This is a genomic window from Tenacibaculum crassostreae, assembly GCF_964512405.1.
GTDB lineage: Bacteria > Bacteroidota > Bacteroidia > Flavobacteriales > Flavobacteriaceae > Polaribacter > Polaribacter crassostreae.
Genome location: NZ_CAZELE010000005.1, coordinates 510405 through 529678, shown reverse-complemented (window position 1 = coordinate 529678; position 19274 = coordinate 510405). Strand labels below are relative to the sequence as shown.

Sequence of the window (19274 nt, the reverse complement as noted above, 5' to 3'; positions counted from 1 at the left end):
TAAAATAAAAAAATCCTGTATTCAAAAGTAAATACAGGATTTAATTTTATATAAAAAAGAGAGTGATTACATTCCGTAAACAGACTCTTTATCAAATTTCTTAACTAACATATAGTACACAACAGCGCGGTACTTGTTTCTTTCAGATCTTCCGATTCTTTCCATTACTTCGTCAATAGCTTTGTCTAAAGCAGGACTATCAGCTAAACCTAATTTTTTCATTAAGAAGTTTTTCTTTACAGTTTCTAATTCTTTAGCATCGCTACCTGAAACAGTTTCAGCATCATTTTTATAGATAGAAGGACCTAATCCTTTAGTTACTGCTGTTAACAACTCAGTGTTAGAACGGATATCTCTATCGTCCATAAACTTCTTATAAAGTGCTACTTTTTCGTCAAATTTACTCATGATTTTTTGTTTAAAATTAAGTATGAATTTTTCTTGAATTTTTAATTCTTTCAAATATAAAAAAATAATTTATTCTTTCAAATAACTTAACGCTATTAAGTGATTGTTATTGGTTTTGTTAATTAAATTGTTGAAAACAATTAGATTTTTATTTAAAAAGGTATTGTTCTTGTAGTAAATTTATATGAATTCAAATCTGTTGCCTATGTCATTATCAAAATTTGAATCTATGTTGAAAACCAATGAGGTATATTTTTTTGATGCTGCTGAGTTTGAAACAATCGTAGAGCATTATTTAAATATTGGGAAACAATCATTGGCAAAAAAAGCAGTTCAGTTAGGGTTAGAGCAACATCCTTCTTCAATTCAATTGAAATTAATGAAAGTTGAAATTTTAATTTTTGAAGATAAATTGCCAGAAGCAATCAAGATGTTATCTAACATAGAAGCTGTAGAACCACATAACGATGAGGTGTTTATTCAAAAGGCAATTATTTTGTCGAAAAAGAAAAAACACACCGAAGCTATTGCGATTTTAAAAGAATCTTTACAATACATAGAAGATCCGGCTGATATTTGGTCGATGATTGGTATGGAGTATTTGTATTTAGATGATTTTGAAAACGCACGTCTAAATTTCGCAAAATGTATAGAGGTAGATTTTGAAGATTATTCATCTCTCTATAACATTGTGTATTGTTTTGATATGGAAGAAAATCACGAAGAAGCCATTCAGTTTTTGAATGTATATCTTGATAAAAATCCGTATTGTGAAGTTGCGTGGCATCAATTAGGAAAACAGTATTTTGAAATTGGTATGTTTAAAGAAGCATTAACTTCTTTTGATTATGCTGTATTGATTGACGATAGTTTTATTGGTGGATATCTTGAAAAAGCAAAAACTTTAGAGGAGTTAAAACGTTATGAGGAAGCTATCGAAAATTATTCGGTAACTTTAGAGTTAGACGATCCCACAGCTTATGCCTATGTTAGAATGGGTGAATGTTATGAAAAGCTAGATAATGTTGCTACTGCTATAAACTTTTATAAAAAAGCAGTGCATGAAGATCCGCTTTTAGATAGAGGTTGGATTTTACTAACCAATGCTTGTTATAGCCAAGGAAACTATCAAAAAGCACTGTATTACATCAATAAAGCAATTCAAATTGATGAAAGTAACGTGTTGTATTGGAGACGTTATGGAGACATCAATTTAAAACTTAGTTTTTATGAAGAAGCTGTTGAAGCGTTTAAAACTTGCTTGTCTTTAGGTGATGTTGAAATTGAGATTTATGTGGCATTAGCTGATTTATTACTATTCTTAGGAGAGTTTAACGAAGCTTTATCAACACTTATAAAGGCTAAAAAAATCTATAAAGAATTTGCAGAAATAGAGTATAGACTTTGTGGATTGTTTATGGTTTTAGGGAAAGAAGAATATAGTTTAACGCACTTACAAAACGCTTTGGTAATTGATTTTGAATATCACACAATTATAAAAGAATTGTACCCAACTGTTTTTGAAAACAGTAGAGTTCAAAATTTAATTTCAAAGCATAAAAATGTTATTGAGTAAGTTTTTAAACTATTTATTACACTTTTAACTGATATACTTCCAGATTTTTCTTAGAACTATCACGCTTAGTATAGTAACTACTGAAAGAATTGTAGCTAAAACTATGTTACCGTAAATCCAATTACCAGTAGCAAATAAGAAGCTGTAAACTCCGATTGTACCTGTAATAAAACCAACAACTTTATAACCGATGTTTTTAAACTTATTATCCTCTTCAAAAATAAGTTGATCGAATTTTTTCAAAGTTTCGGCATCAGTAGGTTGTGTTAAAAGAGTAACGATAACCCAACCAATTGTAGTAACAAAAACACCTATAATTAATTGCCAATAACCTGCAATTTCAATTATAGGAGTATCAAGTTTTCCATTGATAAAAAAGAAAACAGCAATTAAAAAAGAAATAGCCATTGCTGCAATTTCACTATACGGGTTAATTCTGCTCCAGAACCAACGAAGTATAAATAAAAGTCCTGTTCCAGCACCAATTTGTAGTAATAAATCAAAAACACCTTTCGCTGATTGTAAGTAGAAAGAAAATAATGCAGCAAATAACATTAATAAAACAGTAGAAATTCTACCTACAATAACTTTTTGTTTTTCGGTAGCATTTGTATTGATAAATCTGCTATAAAAATCATTTACCACATACGAACTCCCCCAGTTTAACTGAGTAGAAATGGTACTCATAAAAGCTGCAATAAGTGATGTTAAAACAATTCCTAACAAACCAGCAGGCAGGTAAGTCATCATTGCAGCATAGGCTACATCATGACCTTGCATTTCGGTAGTTAAACTAGGAAATGCTTGATTCATACTTTCTAAACTAGGAAAAATAATTAACGAAGCTAATCCAACAATAATCCATGGCCAAGGGCGTAAAGCATAATGAGCAAAATTGAAAAATAGAGTAGCCCAAGTAGCGTTTTTTTCATCTTTAGCAGCTAACATACGCTGTGCAATATAACCACCACCACCTGGTTCTGCACCAGGATACCAAGTACTCCACCATTGTACAGCAAACGGAATGATAAATAATGTGATTAAAGCTTCTGTATTTGAAAAATCTGGAAGCATTGCAAGTTTACCGCTAACATTTGGATGCGTTAATAAGTTTGATAGTCCGTTAATTTCAGGCAAACCAATAATGTATACTGTTGCCCAAACAGAACCAATCATAGCGATTAAAAACTGAACAAAATCAGTAAGTAAAACACCTTTTAATCCGCCTAAAGAAGAATAAATTACCACAATTATAGAGGAATATAAAAGCATTTCTTCTTGTGAAATACCTAATAAAATATTTGCAATTTTGGCTCCAGCTAAACAAACACCTGCCATGGTAATTACGTTAAAAATTACTCCTAAATAAATAGCTCTAAAACCTCTTAAAAAACCAGCCATTTTACCAGAATAACGTAATTCGTAAAATTCTAAATCAGTTGTAATACCCGATTTACGCCACAATTTAGCGTAAAAGAACACGGTTAACATTCCTGTAAGCAACATCGCCCACCAAACCCAGTTACCAGAAACACCGTTTTTCCTTACCAATTCGGTTACCAATCCTGGGGTGTCGGCAGCAAAAGTGGTTGCAACCATTGATACTCCTAAAAGCCACCAAGGCATATTTCTTCCAGATAAAAAGAATTCAGAACTGTTTTTACCTGCCGATTTAGATGCCCATAAACCGATGAATAATGATAGGATAAAAAATCCGAAAATAATGATGTAATCAAGAGAGGTTAGTACCATGTTTTTTTATTTGTTGCTAAATGTAATTAAATAAAATGAAAACCCATAATAGGTTTTTGGTAGAGAGTAATAACAGAATTTTACTTGATATTTAAAATAGCTTATGGTAGCTTTTATGCAATGAGAAAACTAAAAAGTAATTTGTGGTTTTTTGCTGTAAAATGACGAAAAATGAGTAAATTTGATGTTCGTTTTATGAGAAAAGTAAAAAAAATAGCAGTAATGACTTCTGGAGGGGATGCTCCAGGAATGAACGCAGCAATTCGATCTGTGGTAAGAACTTGTGCATATTATCGTACAGAATGTATGGGGATTTATAGAGGGTATCAAGGATTGATTGAAGGAGATTTAGTTCCGTTAACTGCAAGAAGTGTAAATAACATCATCCATAAAGGTGGTACGATTTTAAAATCGGCACGCTCAAAAGAGTTTAGAACCGAAGAAGGTAGAAAAAAAGCTTTTGAGAACTTAAAAAAACACAATGTTGATGCGTTGGTAGTTATTGGTGGAGATGGTTCTTTTACAGGAGGAGTCGTTTTTAATAAAGAATACAATTTCCCGATTATAGGAATCCCTGGGACTATAGATAACGACATTTCTGGTACCAGCCATACGTTGGGATACGATACGGCATTGAATACTGCTGTAGAAGCTATCGATAAAATTAGAGACACCGCATCATCACACAATCGACTTTTCTTTGTTGAAGTTATGGGAAGAGATGCAGGTTTTATTGCGTTGAACGCTGGGGTTGGTGCAGGAGCTGAAGAAATTTTAATTCCTGAAGAAGATTTAGGATTAGAAAGAATGTTAGAATCGTTAAAAAAGAGTAGAAGAACTGGTAAGTCTTCAAGTATCGTAGTGGTTTCCGAAGGAGATAAAACAGGAAAAAATGTTTTTGAATTGGCAGATTATGTTGAGAAAAACTTACCTGAATACGAGGTAAGAGTTTCTGTGTTAGGACATATGCAACGTGGAGGTTCACCAACTTGTTTTGATAGAGTTTTAGCAAGTAGGTTAGGAGTAAGTGCTGTTGAATTGTTATTAGACGGAAAAACAAACCTTATGGTTGGATTAAAAGACAATAAGGTAGTTGCTACAGATTTAGAAAAAGCAATCAAAGGTCAACACGATATAGATACTGAGTTATTAAGAGTATCTGATATTATGACCACTTAATTAAGAATATAAATTTAAAAGAATGATAAAAATAGGAATTAACGGATTTGGAAGGATTGGTAGGTTAGCATTCCGTTCTGCAATGAAAAGAAACAACGTTCAAGTTGTGGCAATTAACGATTTGTTAGATGTAGATTATTTAGCCTATTTGTTAAAGTATGATTCAGTACATGGTCGTTTTGATGGAGATGTTGAGGTAAAAGACGGAAATCTTGTTGTAAACGGTCAATCAATTAGAATTACAGCAGAAAGAAATCCAGAAAATTTAAAATGGAATGAAGTAGGAGCAGAGTATGTAATCGAGTCTACAGGATTTTTTACCGATAAAGAAAAAGCTGCAATGCATATTACTGGAGGAGCGAAAAAAGTAATTATTTCGGCGCCTTCTAAAGATGCAAAAATGTATGTTATGGGTGTAAACCATAAAGAAATTACTGCTGATGACAACATTATTTCTAACGCATCGTGTACAACAAACTGTTTAGCACCTTTAACTAAAGTTATTCATGAAAAGTTTGGATTAACAGAAGGGTTAATGACAACGGTTCATGCAGCTACATCAACTCAAAATGTTGTTGATGGTCCTAACAAAGCTTGGAGAAGAGGGCGTTCGGTTATAAACAATATAATTCCAACATCAACAGGTGCTGCAAAAGCTGTAACAAAGGTTATTCCAGAATTAGAAGGGAAATTAACAGGTATGGCAGTAAGAGTTCCTGTACCAGATGTTTCTTTGGTAGATTTAACATTTAGAACCGAAAAAGAAACTTCGTTGAAAGAAATTTTAGCAGCCTTAAAAGAAGCTTCAGAAGGAGACTTAAAAGGAATTTTAGGTTATACTGAAGATGAAGTAGTATCACAAGATTTTGTTTCTGAAACAAGAACTTCTGTAATTGATGCTGACGCTTGTTTAGAGTTAAATGCAAACTTTTTCAAGGTGATTTCTTGGTACGATAACGAATACGGATACGCTACCAAAATTGTAGATTTATTAGAGTATTCAGCTTCTTTATAAAAGCATAAAATATTTTGTAATATTGTATTCCCGCTTTTTTGCGGGAATACTTTTTTAAACACTATTTATGGAAATAGCAATTATAGCACACGACGGAATGAAAGCTGAAATGGTTCAGTTTTTAAATGAACATAAAGATGTTTTACATCAAAAAAGTATAAAACTAATTTCTACTGGAACTACAGGAGAAAAAGCTGAAAAAGCAGGTTTTGAAGTAACCAAATATTTGTCTGGACCAATTGGTGGTGATGCACAAATAGCGGGTAGAGTAGCGGAAGGAAAATGCCAAATGGTGTTGTTTTTTAGAGATCCGTTAGCAAAACACCCGCACGAACCAGATATTTCTATGTTAATGCGTTTGTGCGACGTGCACGATGTGCCGTTAGCAACAAACCCATCTACCGCAGAATTATTAATTAAAGCGATTTAAAAGAAAAAAGAGAAACATAATAGTTTCTCTTTTTTTATGATGAATTGTTAATATGTATCGCTATCTGACTTGTGTATGAAACGTAGCGTGTAAAAGATACTAAATTTTCGGGTTAACACAGAGCTGAATTTTTATATTTTGTTTTTAATTTTTCTCTTTTTAAAAGCCAAATTAAAAATTAGGTAGACTTTATAAATATGCACAAACCTTTCAGTTTAGCATTTATTAGCTATGTTTTATACATCGTGTTAGGTACTGGTTTTTATTTCTATTTCAATATATTCTTTCATTGTTCCTCCAGTAATTTTATTCTTTTTTAAATCGAAACCATCTAATTCATAAATTCCAATTTCCTTATGAACTATAACCTCACCAGTTTTGGTTACAAACTCAATTAGTTCAGATGTTGGTAATGAGTTTTCACCCAGCCTAACTCTTTGCAGTAATAAATTATTATTTATTTTATGCTCAAATGCGGTAAGATAAGAATCGTCGAGTTCCGTTTTTTGTCCTTTATTTTTCACTATAAATACAGGCATTTCATCGTGAAATTCAACAATTGAATAAATAAAATCAAGTGCTATTTGATGTTCAGGGTTTGGGTCATCAATAAAATCTAACGTTAAATGATACTTGTCCGTTTTAAATAATGTGTTTAATTCATCAATCTCAGCACCGGCTTTTGTTTTAAAAAGTTTATTTTTTAACCATTCAAATGGAGCAACTATAATAACAAAAAAGCAAATAGTTAATAGTCCAAAAACAGCAATTCCTAAACCAACTAATTCTCTAATTACTGGATATTCAGTAAAACTTTTTTTTCTTCTTGATATCTCAATTATAAATTCCAATTTTCTTATTTGTGTCTAACGGTTAAGATATCCGTCGTTTTAATGATTAATATCGTCCGATAATGAAGTCTTTTTAATTTATTTAATAGCTATCATACTAATTTCTACGTTTACAAACTTAGGTAAGTTGGCAACTTCAACTGTTTCACGAGCAGGAGCAGTAGCTTCATTAAAATAGGTTGCATACACAGCGTTTATCTTAGAAAAGTTGTGCATGTCTGAAATAAAGATCGAGGTTTTAACTACGTTTTCAAAAGTCATGTCAGCAGCAGTTAATACTTCTTTCATGTTTTGCATTACTTGTTCGGTTTCTGCTTCAATAGAGTCTAGTACTAACTCTCCAGTAGCAGGATTTATAGCTATTTGCCCTGAAGTGTATAAAGTGTTTCCGCTTAAAACAGCTTGATTGTACGGGCCAATTGGAGCTGGAGCTTTACTAGTAGTTATTATTTTTTTCATGTTGGTTGTTTTATAAATTGTTAGTTGAGGTTAAAACAAAACTCTATCTGGTGGTTTGTTTTTATCCCACTTAAGATCACTCAATACAGATGATTTTACCCCAATATAGAAGTAATACGACGAGTTTATTCCGAAAGGAGTCCAGTTAAAATTAAATCGCCAACTATCTAAATCTCTTGAAAAATTAAGTCTAGTATAAGTAAAAGCATTGTCTTTAATATCGTAACCTGAAGAAAAACCTACTTTCCATTTAGGAGATAGCTCTACATCACCACTAAACATAAGAGTATTGCTGCCAATGTCGCTTTTTAAACCATTATTAGTGTAGTTCATACTGTAGGCTAAGTTAAGCGTCCAAGGTATTTTAGTTCTATATAACTCTGTTTCTTTGGTTTCGTTTTGTTTATTTTGTTTATTGTTTGGGTTGCTTCCAAAACCGTTAGTAACGCCCATGTTTTCACCAAAAACATCAGGAGTGTCTTGTGCTCCGTTTCCGTTATTGTTTTTATCGTCCTTGTTGTCTTTTCCTTTTTCAAAATCTTTACTAGAAATTGAATAGTTAGCAGTTACACCAAAATTGGTAAGTCGTAAAAGATTACTGTTAAACTTATCAATTCGTTGCCCTTTACTATTCACCTGATAAGGATCGAAAGAAGCATTCATGTTTAATGCTAATTTGTCTTTAAAAAGGCGAGTACCCGCATTTGCTCTTACAGGGGCCCAACGTAAACTGTCAGCTGCTATGTTATAACTGGTGCTAAAGTTTAAGTTGTTAAGAAGTGTGATTTTTTTATCCTCTTCGTCACTATCAGGGTCTTTCGGAGCTACTTTAGCTTCTAAAACATTGTTTAAGGTTATTCCTATTGAGTTTGAAATTCCACTTCCTGGTCGTCCGTAAATTCCATTTTCAAAAGGAGAATAGGTTAATAAGTCGTTCGGGTCAGAACTCTGCTGAACTTGTAAATCGTAATTCTTAGAAAAATCAGGGCGATATCCGTAAGAAATAGAAGGTCTAATTGTATGACGAATACCTTTTAAACGTCCTTTTTTAAAGTTGAAAGTTCCGTATATATTGGTTGATAATGAAACCCCAAAATTGTATTCATTGTAACGGTTAAATCCGCTAATAGTGTCATTAACTGCAGCGCCCAAGTTTCCATCTTTATTAAGTGCATTTGGATCGTATCTTTTATTAATTTTATCAAAATACCAAACATCTTTATAGTTTACACTTGGTGATAGTGTAAAATACTTAAAAGCTTTTAAACTTGTATTGGTACTTAAATTATGTTGAATCCCTTTTTTAGCGGTATTAAACATTTTTGCAGTTAAAAACTCGTCATCAGTGGTGTTTATTTGATACTGACCTTGCATACTATAATTCAACCCCATTTTTTGAATAGGATTCTTTTTTATACCATTTTTACCTGCAAACGGATAAATACGATCCATATTTAACTGTAATGACGGAAGTGTCATTGTAATAGTTTCGGTGTTGGTATTTTGTGTATGAGTTGCAGTTACACTCATGTTAAAAGGCGTGCCTACAAATTTTTTATAGTAAGAAATTGATGAACTTAAGGTGTTTGTTAAAAATTGTGAGTTGTTAAATTCATTTAATGACTGACGGTAATATGTGCTACTTCCTAAATTAACCGAAGCTGAAAAACGCGAGTTAGGACTCGATTTTGCATCTTGACTATGACTCCAGCGTATATTAAAGTTTGATGATTTACTATAATCACTTAAACCACGAATACCTCGGATGATGTTTTCGTATCGCACACTAAAATTACCGCTAAATTTATAACGAACATAGTATTGTGAATCTGCTCTAAGTCCCCAGCTTCCATTGGTATACAAATCACCTAAAACGGTTAAATCAAAATAATCACTTAACGCAAAATAATACCCTCCGTTTTGCATAAAAAAACCTTGGCTGTTACTTTCTCCCCAAGAAGGAATAATAAAACCTGAAGTTCTTTTGTCTGTTAAAGGAAAATAAGCAAAAGGTAAATATACAGGAGTTGGTACATCAGCAAGCACTAAATTACTTCCACCAACAATAATTTTTTTACCAGGAACCAATTTAGCTTTACCTGTTTGTATGTAATAATCAGGGTTGTCTTTTTGAGAAGTAGTAAAACGTAATCTACGCATATAAATAGTAGAATCGTTTACGCGTTTGGTTTTCTCTCCGTAGGTTATAATTCCGCTTTGAACCGTTTTTACTCCGTAAACAAGTGCTTTTTCAGTTTTAAAATTAAATAAAATCGAATCTTGCTCTGATTCTTGACTTCCTTGTTTAAAAACTGGTCTTTGATGGTATCCAGTACTATCTTTAATTCCTTTAGCATACACCATATTGTTTTTATAATCTAGGATAATTATTCCAGCTTGTAAATCAATATCAGTATATTTTACAACCGCTTTGTTGTATAAAGTTATCGTTTTGTTTTTAGCATCTTGAATCGTATAATCTTCAGCATTGTGAGTTATAATTCCGTCAATTACCTCTTTTGGCTTTATAGAGTCGTTAGCAACAGTATCAATTTTTTTATTGATAAGGGCATTGTTCTTTAAACTAATTAAAGAGTCTTTAGATTGGGTAAAAACAGAATCGATTTTCGGTTTTTGAGAAGGAATACCTTTCTTGCCAAAATCTTGTGCAGTACTTAACTGAGAACATAAAAGATAGAAAGCTAAAAGTATGTAAGTTAGATTTGCTCGCAATGTTAGAAATACTATTTTTGTGTTATATTTAAAAACTTTGGCGTATTATTTGAATGCCTATATTTTAAAAACCAAAAATAGTTAAATTTTATTGATGCAATTCTTAAATTTCCGTAAATATAATCTATCAAAACTAACCTTAATTTTTTTAATCTTTTTCACTGTTTTCTTTGGAAGTAATACAACGTTGTTTGCACAAAAAAAGTATACAGTAGTTATTGATGCTGGTCATGGAGGAAAAGACTCAGGAAACTTAGGTAATGGTTATAAAGAAAAAAATATTGCATTAAGAGTAGCGCTTGATGTTGGTAAAGAATTACTTACTGCAAAAGACATAGAGGTTGTATATACTCGTAAAACGGATGTTTTTATTGAATTACACAACCGTGCAAAAATAGCGAATGACAAAAAAGCAGATTTATTTGTGTCGATTCATTGTGATGCTTTTACAAGATCTGATCCTCACGGAGCAAGTACTTTTGTTTTAGGGTTAAGTGGGAATCAAGAAAATTTAGAAATCGCAAGAAAAGAGAATGCGGTTATTTTGTTAGAGGATAATTACAAACAAAATTATGATTACGATCCAAATTCTCCTGAATCATTAATTGGTTTGTCTGTTTTACAAGAAGAAAATTTAGAAAATAGTTTAGGGATTGCAGGATTGGTTCAAAATAACTTTGTAGCTCTTAAAAGGAATAATAGAAAAGTTAAACAAGCTAATTTCTTAGTGCTTAGAGAAACTGTGATGCCAAGTGTTTTGGTAGAATTAGGTTTTTTAACCAATAAAAATGAAGGGAAGTTTTTAAATACTAGAAGCGGACAAATAAAAATGGCTGAAGCTATAGCGAAAGCTATAAAAAAGTATTTCGAAAGAGTGAAATTAAACACGGTTAATAATACCGAAATAGTTGTTGAAGCTCCGGTTCTTAAAGAAGAGAAAAAGGTAGAAGTAAAAAAAGAAACACCAAAACCAATAGAAAAAAAGAGAGTTGCTGAAACAATAACTAAAAAACCTGAGGCTACTAAAAAAGAGAAGGAAGTAATTTCTACTCCAAAATCAACTTCTTCAGGTGTAGAATTTAGAATTCAAATAGCCGCTTCACGAAAAGAATTAACAACAAAAACGTTTAACGGACTTCAAAACGTAGAATCTTTATTTATTGATGGTTACTATAAATACTATTACGGAAATTCTTCAAATCTTACAGATATAAAGAAATCACTTCCAGAAGTGAGAGGTAAAGGTTATAAAGATGCTTGGGTTGTAGCATTTAAAAACGGAAAAAGAATTTCTATAAAAGAAGCAATGAAAAACCAGTAATTTAGAGGAATTCTATATTTATACTCTCAAAATTATTATTATTTTCGCTGGTATAAATATTTTATATGTCTAAAGAACTAAAAACAGGAATTGTTGCTGTAATAGTTATTGCCTTATTTATATGGGGATATAACTTTTTAAAAGGGCAAGATTTGTTCAGTGCAAATTCAAGACACTTTTTTGTAGAGTATAACAATATAAACGGTCTTAACGAAGCGAGTTTAGTTACTATTAACGGATTAAAAGTTGGTAAGGTAGATCAAATTTACTTCAACGAAAACTCAGACAAAAAAGGTAATTTAATAGTGAAAATCTCACTAGATACTGATTTTGAATTCTCAAAAAATAGTATTGCTAAAATTTATTCAGCAAGTTTAATGGGAGGGCAAAATTTAGCCATTGTTCCTAAATATGATGATGAAGTAGCTAAATCAGGAGACTATTTAAAAGGTGAAGTAGAATCTGATATATTTTCTTCTGTAGGAGAAAAATTAAATCCTATCCAAGCAAAGTTAGAAAATGTGTTAGTTGGAGCTGATTCTTTATTGATGGGGTTGAATGATGTTTTGGATAAGAAAACAAGGAATGAATTAAAAGGAAGTTTTAAAGAACTCAAAGGTGTAGTAGCCAACTTTAAAAATACGTTATCTACAACTAATTCATTATTGTCAGATAATAAAACCAATCTAGATTCTACATTGCAAAATGCTAAAAATATTACTGATAATTTTTCTAAAATTTCAGAAGATTTAGCCAAAGCAAATTTAGGAGAATCGGCTAAAAAACTAGAAACAACCTTAACAAATCTTAACGGTTTATTAGCAGATATGAAGTCTGGTAAAGGAACTTTAGGTAAGCTAATGACTGATGAGAAAATGTACACCAACTTAACAAATGCTTCTAAAGAATTAGAAGAGTTGTTAAGAGAAATGAAGTTGAACCCTAAACGATTTGTACATTTTTCGTTATTTGGTAAAAAAGCGAAACCATACAACGAAGATAATAATACCAATAATGTAAGTAATCAATAACTTACTTAAAATCTAACAAAACTTAATAATTTAAGACGATGGAGAAATACATACCAAACATCTTTTTTGCACTTATTTTAATTACAGGTATCGGGTATTTTGTAATGAATGTTCGTAAACTAATACGAAACATTAAATTAGGAAAAGATATTGATAGGAATGACCGTAAACCAGAACGTTGGAAGAACATGGCAAAAATTGCCTTAGGTCAGTACAAAATGGTGCGTCGTCCAGTTTCAGGTATTTTACACATTGTAGTGTATGTCGGGTTTATTTTAATCAATATCGAAATGTTAGAAATCGTTATTGATGGATTGTTTGGTACACACCGCGTTTTTCAACCAATTATAGGAGATGCTTTATACGGATTTTTAATAGGTAGTTTTGAAATATTAGCATTTTTAGTGTTAGTAGCGGTAACCATTTTTTGGTTCCGAAGAAATATTGAAAAGGTTAAACGTTTTTGGAATAAAGAAATGCAAGGGTGGCCAAAGAACGATGGAAATATCATTTTATACTTTGAAATGGTATTAATGACATTATTCTTAGTAATGAATGCTACTGATGTTCATTTTCAAGAAGCCGGAGTAGGAAATGTTATTTCTCAGTTCGTTGCACCTTGGTTCGACGGATTTTCTCCTGAAGCATTGCATACGATCGAGAAAAGTGCTTGGTGGTTACATATTGTTGGAATTTTAGTGTTCTTAAATTATTTATACTACTCTAAGCATTTACATATTTTATTAGCGTTTCCAAATACGTTCTATGCGAATTTAAATCCGAAAGGACAGTTTAATAATTTAGAAGCAGTTACCAATGAGGTAAAAATGATGATGGATCCTGATGCAGATCCATACGCTATGCCAGAAGAAGGAGCAGAAGATGAAGAACCTTCTAAATTTGGAGCGTCTGATGTAACCGATTTAAATTGGGTACAATTGATGAATGCTTATACATGTACCGAATGTGGACGTTGTACTTCTTCATGTCCAGCAAACTTAACTGGTAAAGAGTTGTCACCGCGTGCTATTATGATGAAAACACGTGACCGTTTAGAGGAAGTTGGAAAAAACATTGATGCTAACGGCGGTGAGTTTAAAGATGACGGTAAGCAGCTTTTAAACGATTATATTACTCCAGAAGAATTATGGGCGTGTACAAGTTGTAATGCTTGTGTGCAAGAATGTCCTGTAAATATTGATCCTTTATCTATTATTATGGATATGCGTCGTTATTTGGTTATGGAAGAATCAGCAGCTCCACAAGAGTTGAATATGATGATGACAAATATTGAAAACAACGGAGCACCTTGGCAATACAGTCAAATGGATAGATTAAATTGGAAAGACGAAGATTAATTTTCAATTATTCTATTTCTTAAAACAAAAATCAACTCAAAGATTTTAAACAAAAAAACAGTTCAACAATTAAACGATAAAGATTATGAACGTACCAACAATGGCAGATATGATGGCTCAAGGAAAACAACCAGAAGTGTTGTTTTGGGTAGGAGCTGCAGGAAGTTATGACGATAGAGCAAAGAAAATTACCAAAGCATTTGTAAAAATTTTACAACAAGCTAATGTTGATTTTGCTGTATTAGGTACCGAAGAAAGTTCTACAGGTGATGCTGCTAAACGTGCAGGAAACGAGTTTTTGTTTCAAATGCAAGCAATGACGAATATTGAAGTGTTGAACGCTTATGAAGTAAAAACAATTGTTACTTGTGATCCACATTCATTTAATACTTTAAAAAATGAATACCCAGGATTAGGAGGAAAGTACAAAGTATATCATCACACGCAGTTTATTAGTAAATTAATCAAAGACGGACGTTTAACTGTTGAAGATGAAAACTTAAAAGGAAAGCGTTTAACTTATCACGATCCTTGTTACTTAGGACGTGCAAATGATGTGTATGAGAGTCCACGAGATTTAATTCGTCGTTTAGGAGTTAAAATGACTGAGATGAAGCGTCATAAGTCAACTGCATTATGTTGTGGAGCTGGAGGAGCGCAAATGTTTAAAGAACCAGAAAAGGGCGATAAAGACATTAATGTATTAAGAACTGAAGATGCTTTAGAAACCAATCCGCAGATTATTGCAACGGGTTGCCCATACTGTAACACTATGATGACTGACGGTGTAAAATTCAAAGAAAAAGAAGCGCAAATAGAAGTGAAAGATATTGCTGAGCTTATTGCTGAAGCAAACAATTTATAATAACTAAGTTACGTCATTACGAGGAATGTCAGTTCGAGCGTAGTCGAGAACAGAAAGACGAAGTAATCTTTAATTAGATTGCTTCACTTTGTTCGCAATGACATTTTTTTAAGAATGATAAAAAACTACATAAAAGCAGCTCGCTTACGAACCTTACCACTTTCTGTATCTGGAATTATTGTAGGAAGTTTTTTAGCTAAATTTTCTAGTTATGTAAATATTCAAGGATTATATACTCCTTTTGTTAACTCAGAAAAAAATTATTGGATTTTTATTCTAGCAATTCTAACGACCATAGGTTTTCAAGTACTCTCTAATTTTGCAAACGATTATGGTGATGGTATAAAAGGAACCGATGATAATCGTGAAGGAGAAGCACGTATGGTTTCTTCTGGAGCAATTGCACCAAAGCAAATGAAGCTAGCCATGGTAATTACAGCTTGTATTACTTTATATGTAGCATTGCTACTTATTTATACAGCTTTCGGAAAAGATAATTTTATCTTTTCTGTAATTTTCTTTGGACTTGGAGTAGCTTCAATTATTGCAGCGATTAAATACACTGTTGGTAAATCAGCTTATGGCTACAGCGGATTTGGTGATGTGTTTGTCTTTCTTTTCTTTGGTTTGTTAGCAGTAGTTGGGACTTATTTCTTGTATACAAAACAACTCAATTTTACTATTTTCTTACCAGCTTTTACAATCGGATTATTAAGTACAGCTGTGTTGAATTTAAATAATATGCGAGATAGAGTAAATGACGCTAAATCTGGTAAAAACACTTTAGTAGTAAAAATGGGAGCACAATCGGCAAAAATCTATCATTATTTCTTAATTATAGCTTCTTTTGTGTTTGCAATGTTGTATACGGTTATAAAATACCAATCACCATTTCAGTTTTTATTTGTATTAGCGTATATTCCATTGATAAAGCACTTAGTTTTTGTGTATAAAAACAAAGAAGAAGCACTATTAGATGGAGAATTAAAAAAAGTAGCATTAAGCACCTTTTTATTTGCGATTCTTTTTGGACTTGGGCAAGTTTTGTAAATTGCAATACACGAATTTTAGATTAATTATAATGGATATTACATTTTACGGTCATGCATGTTTTGGTATAGAAATTAACGGAACTCATATTGTTGTTGATCCGTTTATCACAGGAAATCCTTTAGCCTCACATATCAATATTGAAGATATTAAAGCCGATTTTATTTTAGTTACACATGCACACCAAGATCATGTGTTAGATGTTGAACGTATAGGTAAAAGAACGAGCGCAAAAATAATCTCTAATTATGAAATTTATTTGCATTATACAGCTAAAGATTTAAAAGCACATCCGCTAAACCACGGAGGAACCTATAAAGCAAAAGCTTTTTCAGTTAAATATGTAAATGCTGTGCATACTTCCTCTTTTGCAGATGGAAGCTACGGCGGACAACCAGGAGGATTTGTACTAACTGCTGGAGATAAATCATTGTACATTGCCGGAGATACTGCTGTAACTATGGATATGCAATTAATTCCGATGACTACAAACTTAACAGCTTCTATTTTTCCAATCGGAGATAATTTTACCATGGGGATTGATGATGCTATTATAGCGAGCGATTTAGTTAAATGCAATAAAGTAATAGGATGTCATTTTAATACGTTTCCACCGATAGAAATCAACGTGGAATCAGCAAAAGAAAAATTTAAGCAAGCAAAAAAAGAGTTGCGAATTTTAGAAATTGGTGAGACAATATCTATATAAGTTTTAAAAATATAAAATGAAAAAAATCAAAATTATTTTAGGAATTATATCAGCTTTAATTCTAGCATTTTTCCTTACAGGTTTATTTGTTCAAGAAGTTGTGTATACAAATGAAGTAACAATTAATAAGCCAGTAAATGAGGTTTTTACTGATTTTCAAAATGTTGAATTAATGAAACAATGGATGCCAGAATTAAAATCGATAGATGTTTTAGAAGAAACACCAGAAAAGGTTGGAAGCACATATAAAGTTGTTGTTGAAAATCAAGGGAAGTTGATAACCATGACCGAGAAAGTTTTAGCATACGAGCCTAATAAAAGACTTACTTTTTATTTTGATGCAGAAAATATGTTAAAAACCGATGATTATGTTTTTACTTCTGAAGGAAATACCACAAAACTCATTCAAACTTCTACTTGCACAAGTGAATCGTATGTAATGAGTTGTTTATTCCCGTATTTTAAAAGCGCATTGCGAAAAATGAGTCAACAATATTTAGAGCAATTCAAATCAGTTTCAGAAGCTCATAACTAAAACAACCTAAAACATTGATAAAAGCTACATACCAACAGTATTTTTTAAATTTTAAACAAGCAAGCGGCACTTCTCGCGGAATTTTAAGAACTAAAGAAACGTGGTTTTTAATTTTAGAAAGAGAAGGTAAGTATGGATATGGAGAATGTGGTTTATTTCGTGGATTAAGTGCAGATGACTGTTCTAACTATGAAGAAAAATTACAATGGGTATGTAAAAACATCAATCTAGGTTTAGAAAAATTGTTGATTGAACTTATTGAGTATCCATCAATACAGTTTGGTTTAGAACAAGCTTTTTTATCGTTAGGAAGTAAGAATCCGTTTGAATTATTTCCGTCAGGTTTTACAAAAGGAATACAACAAATTCCAATAAACGGACTAATTTGGATGGGTGACAAAGCTTTTATGCAACAACAAATCAAAGACAAGTTGCAACAAGGTTTTACCACAATAAAAATGAAAATTGGTGCTATAGATTTTGATACAGAAATTGAATTACTGCAATCTATCCGAAAAGAATTTTCAGCAAAAGAAATCGAGTTGCGTGTTGATGCTAACGGAGCATTTTCTCCTGATAACGCTCTAGATAAATTGAAGCGTTTATCAGAGTTAGATTTACACTCTATTGAACAACCAATAAAACAAGGGAAGTGGCAAGAAATGGCTAAGTTGTGTGAAAATACACCATTACCCATTGCGCTAGATGAAGAGTTGATAGGCGTATTTTCTTCCGAAGAAAAAGAAAAATGTATTGATACAATAAAACCACAATACATTATTTTAAAACCTAGTTTAGTGGGTGGTTTTAAGGGAAGTAACGAATGGATACAAATAGCGTCTAACCATAAAGCTGGTAATTGGATTACCTCAGCGTTAGAAAGTAATATTGGGCTCAGTGCTATTGCACAATGGACGTTTACTTTGAATAACCCTTTGCCACAAGGACTGGGAACAGGAAGTTTATTTACCAATAATTTTGAGAGTCCGTTAGAAGTTACAAACGGAAGTTTAGCATACAACAGCAGTAAAAATTGGCATTTTAATATTTAAAGAATGAATTTTATACAACAAGCATATAAAGGAGGAAATCAATGGTATTTATACCTGTTGGTTATTTTTTTAGTTTTATTAGGTTGGCAATTTATAGGAGTAATTCCTTTGGCTGTTACTGCAATTTTACATTCAGAAAATACAAGTGAGTTTTTAAGAGCTGCTGATGACAGTTTTATGAGTTTAGGAATAGACAAAAACTTGTTTTTGTTTATGATGGTAGTTATGTTTGCTTTTGGATTGTTATCGTTGTTTATTGGGGTAAAATATATTCATAAAAGAGCGATAAAAACTGTTATTACAAGTAGAGATAAGATTGATTGGAATCGTTTTTGGTTCGGGTTTTTAGTATGGGGTTTGTTATGTATATCTGTTGTTGCAGCGGATATTTTTATTTCATCTGAAAATTATACGTGGAATTTTAAACCTATCCCATTTTTTACACTTCTTGTAGTGTCTTTTTTATTTTTACCAATTCAAACAAGTTTTGAAGAACTGTTATTTAGAGGCTATTTTATGCAAGGGTTAGGAACTTGGTTTAAAAATCGTTGGGTACCTTTAATTATAACATCTGTAGCTTTTGGTCTGTTGCACGGAGCAAATCCTGAGGTAGAAAAACTAGGATATATTTCTATGGTGTTTTATATTGGAACAGGATTTTTCTTTGGGATTACCACACTTTTGGATGAAGGGACAGAATTAGCTTTAGGACTTCATGCAATAAATAATATCGTAGCTGCCTTTTTGGTAACTACAGATTGGACAGTTTTTCAAACAGATGCGCTGTTTATAGATACTTCAGAGCCTTCAGTAGGAGCAGAAATGTTTTTACCAGTTTTTGTGTTGTATCCATTAATGTTATTATTGTTTTCAAAAAAATACGGTTGGAAAAACTGGAAAGAAAAACTTTTTGGTAGAATAGAAAAACCAGAAGTTATAGAAGCCTAATT

The 19274-nt window shown here is 32.0% G+C and carries 19 protein-coding genes; 13 read left to right on the top strand and 6 right to left on the bottom strand.

Features of this window, described 5'->3' with window-relative positions; translation table 11 throughout:
- Positions 1 to 66: 66 nt before the first annotated feature.
- Positions 67 to 408 (bottom strand): DUF2853 family protein, encoded by a 342-nt coding sequence (locus ACKTST_RS07840; protein WP_408047194.1) that lies wholly within the window; start codon positions 406 to 408, stop codon positions 67 to 69.
- Positions 409 to 613: 205 nt separating this feature from the next.
- Here ACKTST_RS07840 and ACKTST_RS07835 point away from each other — a divergent pair, with 205 nt between their 5' ends.
- Complete coding sequence (locus tag ACKTST_RS07835; RefSeq protein ID WP_408047193.1) at positions 614 to 1984, top strand: tetratricopeptide repeat protein; 1371 nt, start codon at positions 614 to 616, stop codon at positions 1982 to 1984.
- Positions 1985 to 2008: 24 nt separating this feature from the next.
- On the opposite strand, the gene ACKTST_RS07830 is transcribed toward ACKTST_RS07835, so the two are convergent.
- Positions 2009 to 3736 (bottom strand): sodium:solute symporter family protein, encoded by a 1728-nt coding sequence (locus tag ACKTST_RS07830; protein WP_408047192.1) that lies wholly within the window; start codon positions 3734 to 3736, stop codon positions 2009 to 2011.
- A 195-nt stretch (positions 3737 to 3931) separates the two neighbouring features.
- Here ACKTST_RS07830 and pfkA point away from each other — a divergent pair, with 195 nt between their 5' ends.
- The 3 genes from pfkA (at position 3932) to ACKTST_RS07815 (ending at position 6360) form a co-directional block, all read left to right on the top strand.
- On the top strand, positions 3932 to 4915 hold the full coding sequence (gene pfkA / locus ACKTST_RS07825) for a 6-phosphofructokinase (protein ID WP_408047232.1): 984 nt from the start codon (positions 3932 to 3934) through the stop codon (positions 4913 to 4915).
- A gap of 22 nt (positions 4916 to 4937) precedes the next feature.
- On the top strand, positions 4938 to 5930 hold the full coding sequence (gene gap, locus ACKTST_RS07820; protein WP_408047191.1) for a type I glyceraldehyde-3-phosphate dehydrogenase: 993 nt from the start codon (positions 4938 to 4940) through the stop codon (positions 5928 to 5930).
- A gap of 67 nt (positions 5931 to 5997) precedes the next feature.
- A complete protein-coding gene (locus ACKTST_RS07815) occupies positions 5998 to 6360 on the top strand; it encodes a methylglyoxal synthase (protein ID WP_408047190.1) in 363 nt (120 codons plus the stop codon).
- 248 nt (positions 6361 to 6608) lie between these two features.
- Here the strand turns inward: ACKTST_RS07815 and ACKTST_RS07810 are convergent, their stop codons facing one another.
- From ACKTST_RS07810 to ACKTST_RS07800, 3 genes are all read right to left on the bottom strand, one after another.
- The gene (locus ACKTST_RS07810) at positions 6609 to 7211 is read right to left on the bottom strand and encodes a hypothetical protein (RefSeq protein WP_408047189.1); all 603 of its coding nucleotides are present in this window, start codon (positions 7209 to 7211) and stop codon (positions 6609 to 6611) included.
- 78 nt (positions 7212 to 7289) lie between these two features.
- Positions 7290 to 7670 (bottom strand): Rid family detoxifying hydrolase, encoded by a 381-nt coding sequence (locus ACKTST_RS07805; protein WP_408047188.1) that lies wholly within the window; start codon positions 7668 to 7670, stop codon positions 7290 to 7292.
- Positions 7671 to 7700: 30 nt separating this feature from the next.
- Entirely contained in the window at positions 7701 to 10403 is a 2703-nt protein-coding gene (locus ACKTST_RS07800) for a putative LPS assembly protein LptD (RefSeq protein ID WP_408047187.1), read from the bottom strand.
- 94 nt (positions 10404 to 10497) lie between these two features.
- On the opposite strand from ACKTST_RS07800, the gene ACKTST_RS07795 reads away from it, so the two are divergent.
- From ACKTST_RS07795 to ACKTST_RS07785, 3 genes are all read left to right on the top strand, one after another.
- A complete protein-coding gene (locus ACKTST_RS07795; RefSeq protein WP_408047186.1) occupies positions 10498 to 11724 on the top strand; it encodes an N-acetylmuramoyl-L-alanine amidase family protein in 1227 nt (408 codons plus the stop codon).
- A 65-nt stretch (positions 11725 to 11789) separates the two neighbouring features.
- The gene (locus ACKTST_RS07790) at positions 11790 to 12755 is read left to right on the top strand and encodes an MlaD family protein (protein WP_408047185.1); all 966 of its coding nucleotides are present in this window, start codon (positions 11790 to 11792) and stop codon (positions 12753 to 12755) included.
- 38 nt (positions 12756 to 12793) lie between these two features.
- Positions 12794 to 14113: a 4Fe-4S dicluster domain-containing protein gene (locus ACKTST_RS07785; protein ID WP_408047184.1), complete on the top strand. Its 1320-nt coding sequence runs from the start codon at positions 12794 to 12796 to the stop codon at positions 14111 to 14113.
- 31 nt (positions 14114 to 14144) lie between these two features.
- On the opposite strand, the gene ACKTST_RS07780 is transcribed toward ACKTST_RS07785, so the two are convergent.
- Positions 14145 to 14243 carry a hypothetical protein gene (locus tag ACKTST_RS07780; protein ID WP_408047183.1) on the bottom strand — a complete coding sequence of 33 codons (99 nt, stop codon included), beginning with the start codon at positions 14241 to 14243 and terminating at the stop codon, positions 14145 to 14147.
- Here ACKTST_RS07780 and ACKTST_RS07775 point away from each other — a divergent pair.
- The 6 genes from ACKTST_RS07775 to ACKTST_RS07750 all read left to right on the top strand — a co-directional run bounded on the left by ACKTST_RS07775 (position 14199) and on the right by ACKTST_RS07750 (position 19272).
- Positions 14199 to 14978, top strand: a complete 780-nt coding sequence (locus ACKTST_RS07775) for a (Fe-S)-binding protein (protein WP_408047182.1) — start codon at positions 14199 to 14201, stop codon at positions 14976 to 14978. The two genes, ACKTST_RS07780 and ACKTST_RS07775, sit on opposite strands and share 45 nt — an antisense overlap.
- Positions 14979 to 15092: 114 nt before the next feature.
- Positions 15093 to 16028, top strand: a complete 936-nt coding sequence (gene menA / locus ACKTST_RS07770) for a 1,4-dihydroxy-2-naphthoate octaprenyltransferase (RefSeq protein ID WP_408047181.1) — start codon at positions 15093 to 15095, stop codon at positions 16026 to 16028.
- A gap of 31 nt (positions 16029 to 16059) precedes the next feature.
- Positions 16060 to 16737: a metal-dependent hydrolase gene (locus ACKTST_RS07765; RefSeq protein WP_408047180.1), complete on the top strand. Its 678-nt coding sequence runs from the start codon at positions 16060 to 16062 to the stop codon at positions 16735 to 16737.
- 16 nt (positions 16738 to 16753) lie between these two features.
- Complete coding sequence (locus ACKTST_RS07760) at positions 16754 to 17272, top strand: SRPBCC family protein (protein ID WP_408047179.1); 519 nt, start codon at positions 16754 to 16756, stop codon at positions 17270 to 17272.
- Between the two features lie 14 nt (positions 17273 to 17286).
- The gene (locus tag ACKTST_RS07755) at positions 17287 to 18324 is read left to right on the top strand and encodes an o-succinylbenzoate synthase (RefSeq protein ID WP_408047178.1); all 1038 of its coding nucleotides are present in this window, start codon (positions 17287 to 17289) and stop codon (positions 18322 to 18324) included.
- A gap of 3 nt (positions 18325 to 18327) precedes the next feature.
- Positions 18328 to 19272, top strand: a complete 945-nt coding sequence (locus ACKTST_RS07750; RefSeq protein WP_408047177.1) for a CPBP family intramembrane glutamic endopeptidase — start codon at positions 18328 to 18330, stop codon at positions 19270 to 19272.
- Positions 19273 to 19274 lie beyond the last annotated feature (2 nt).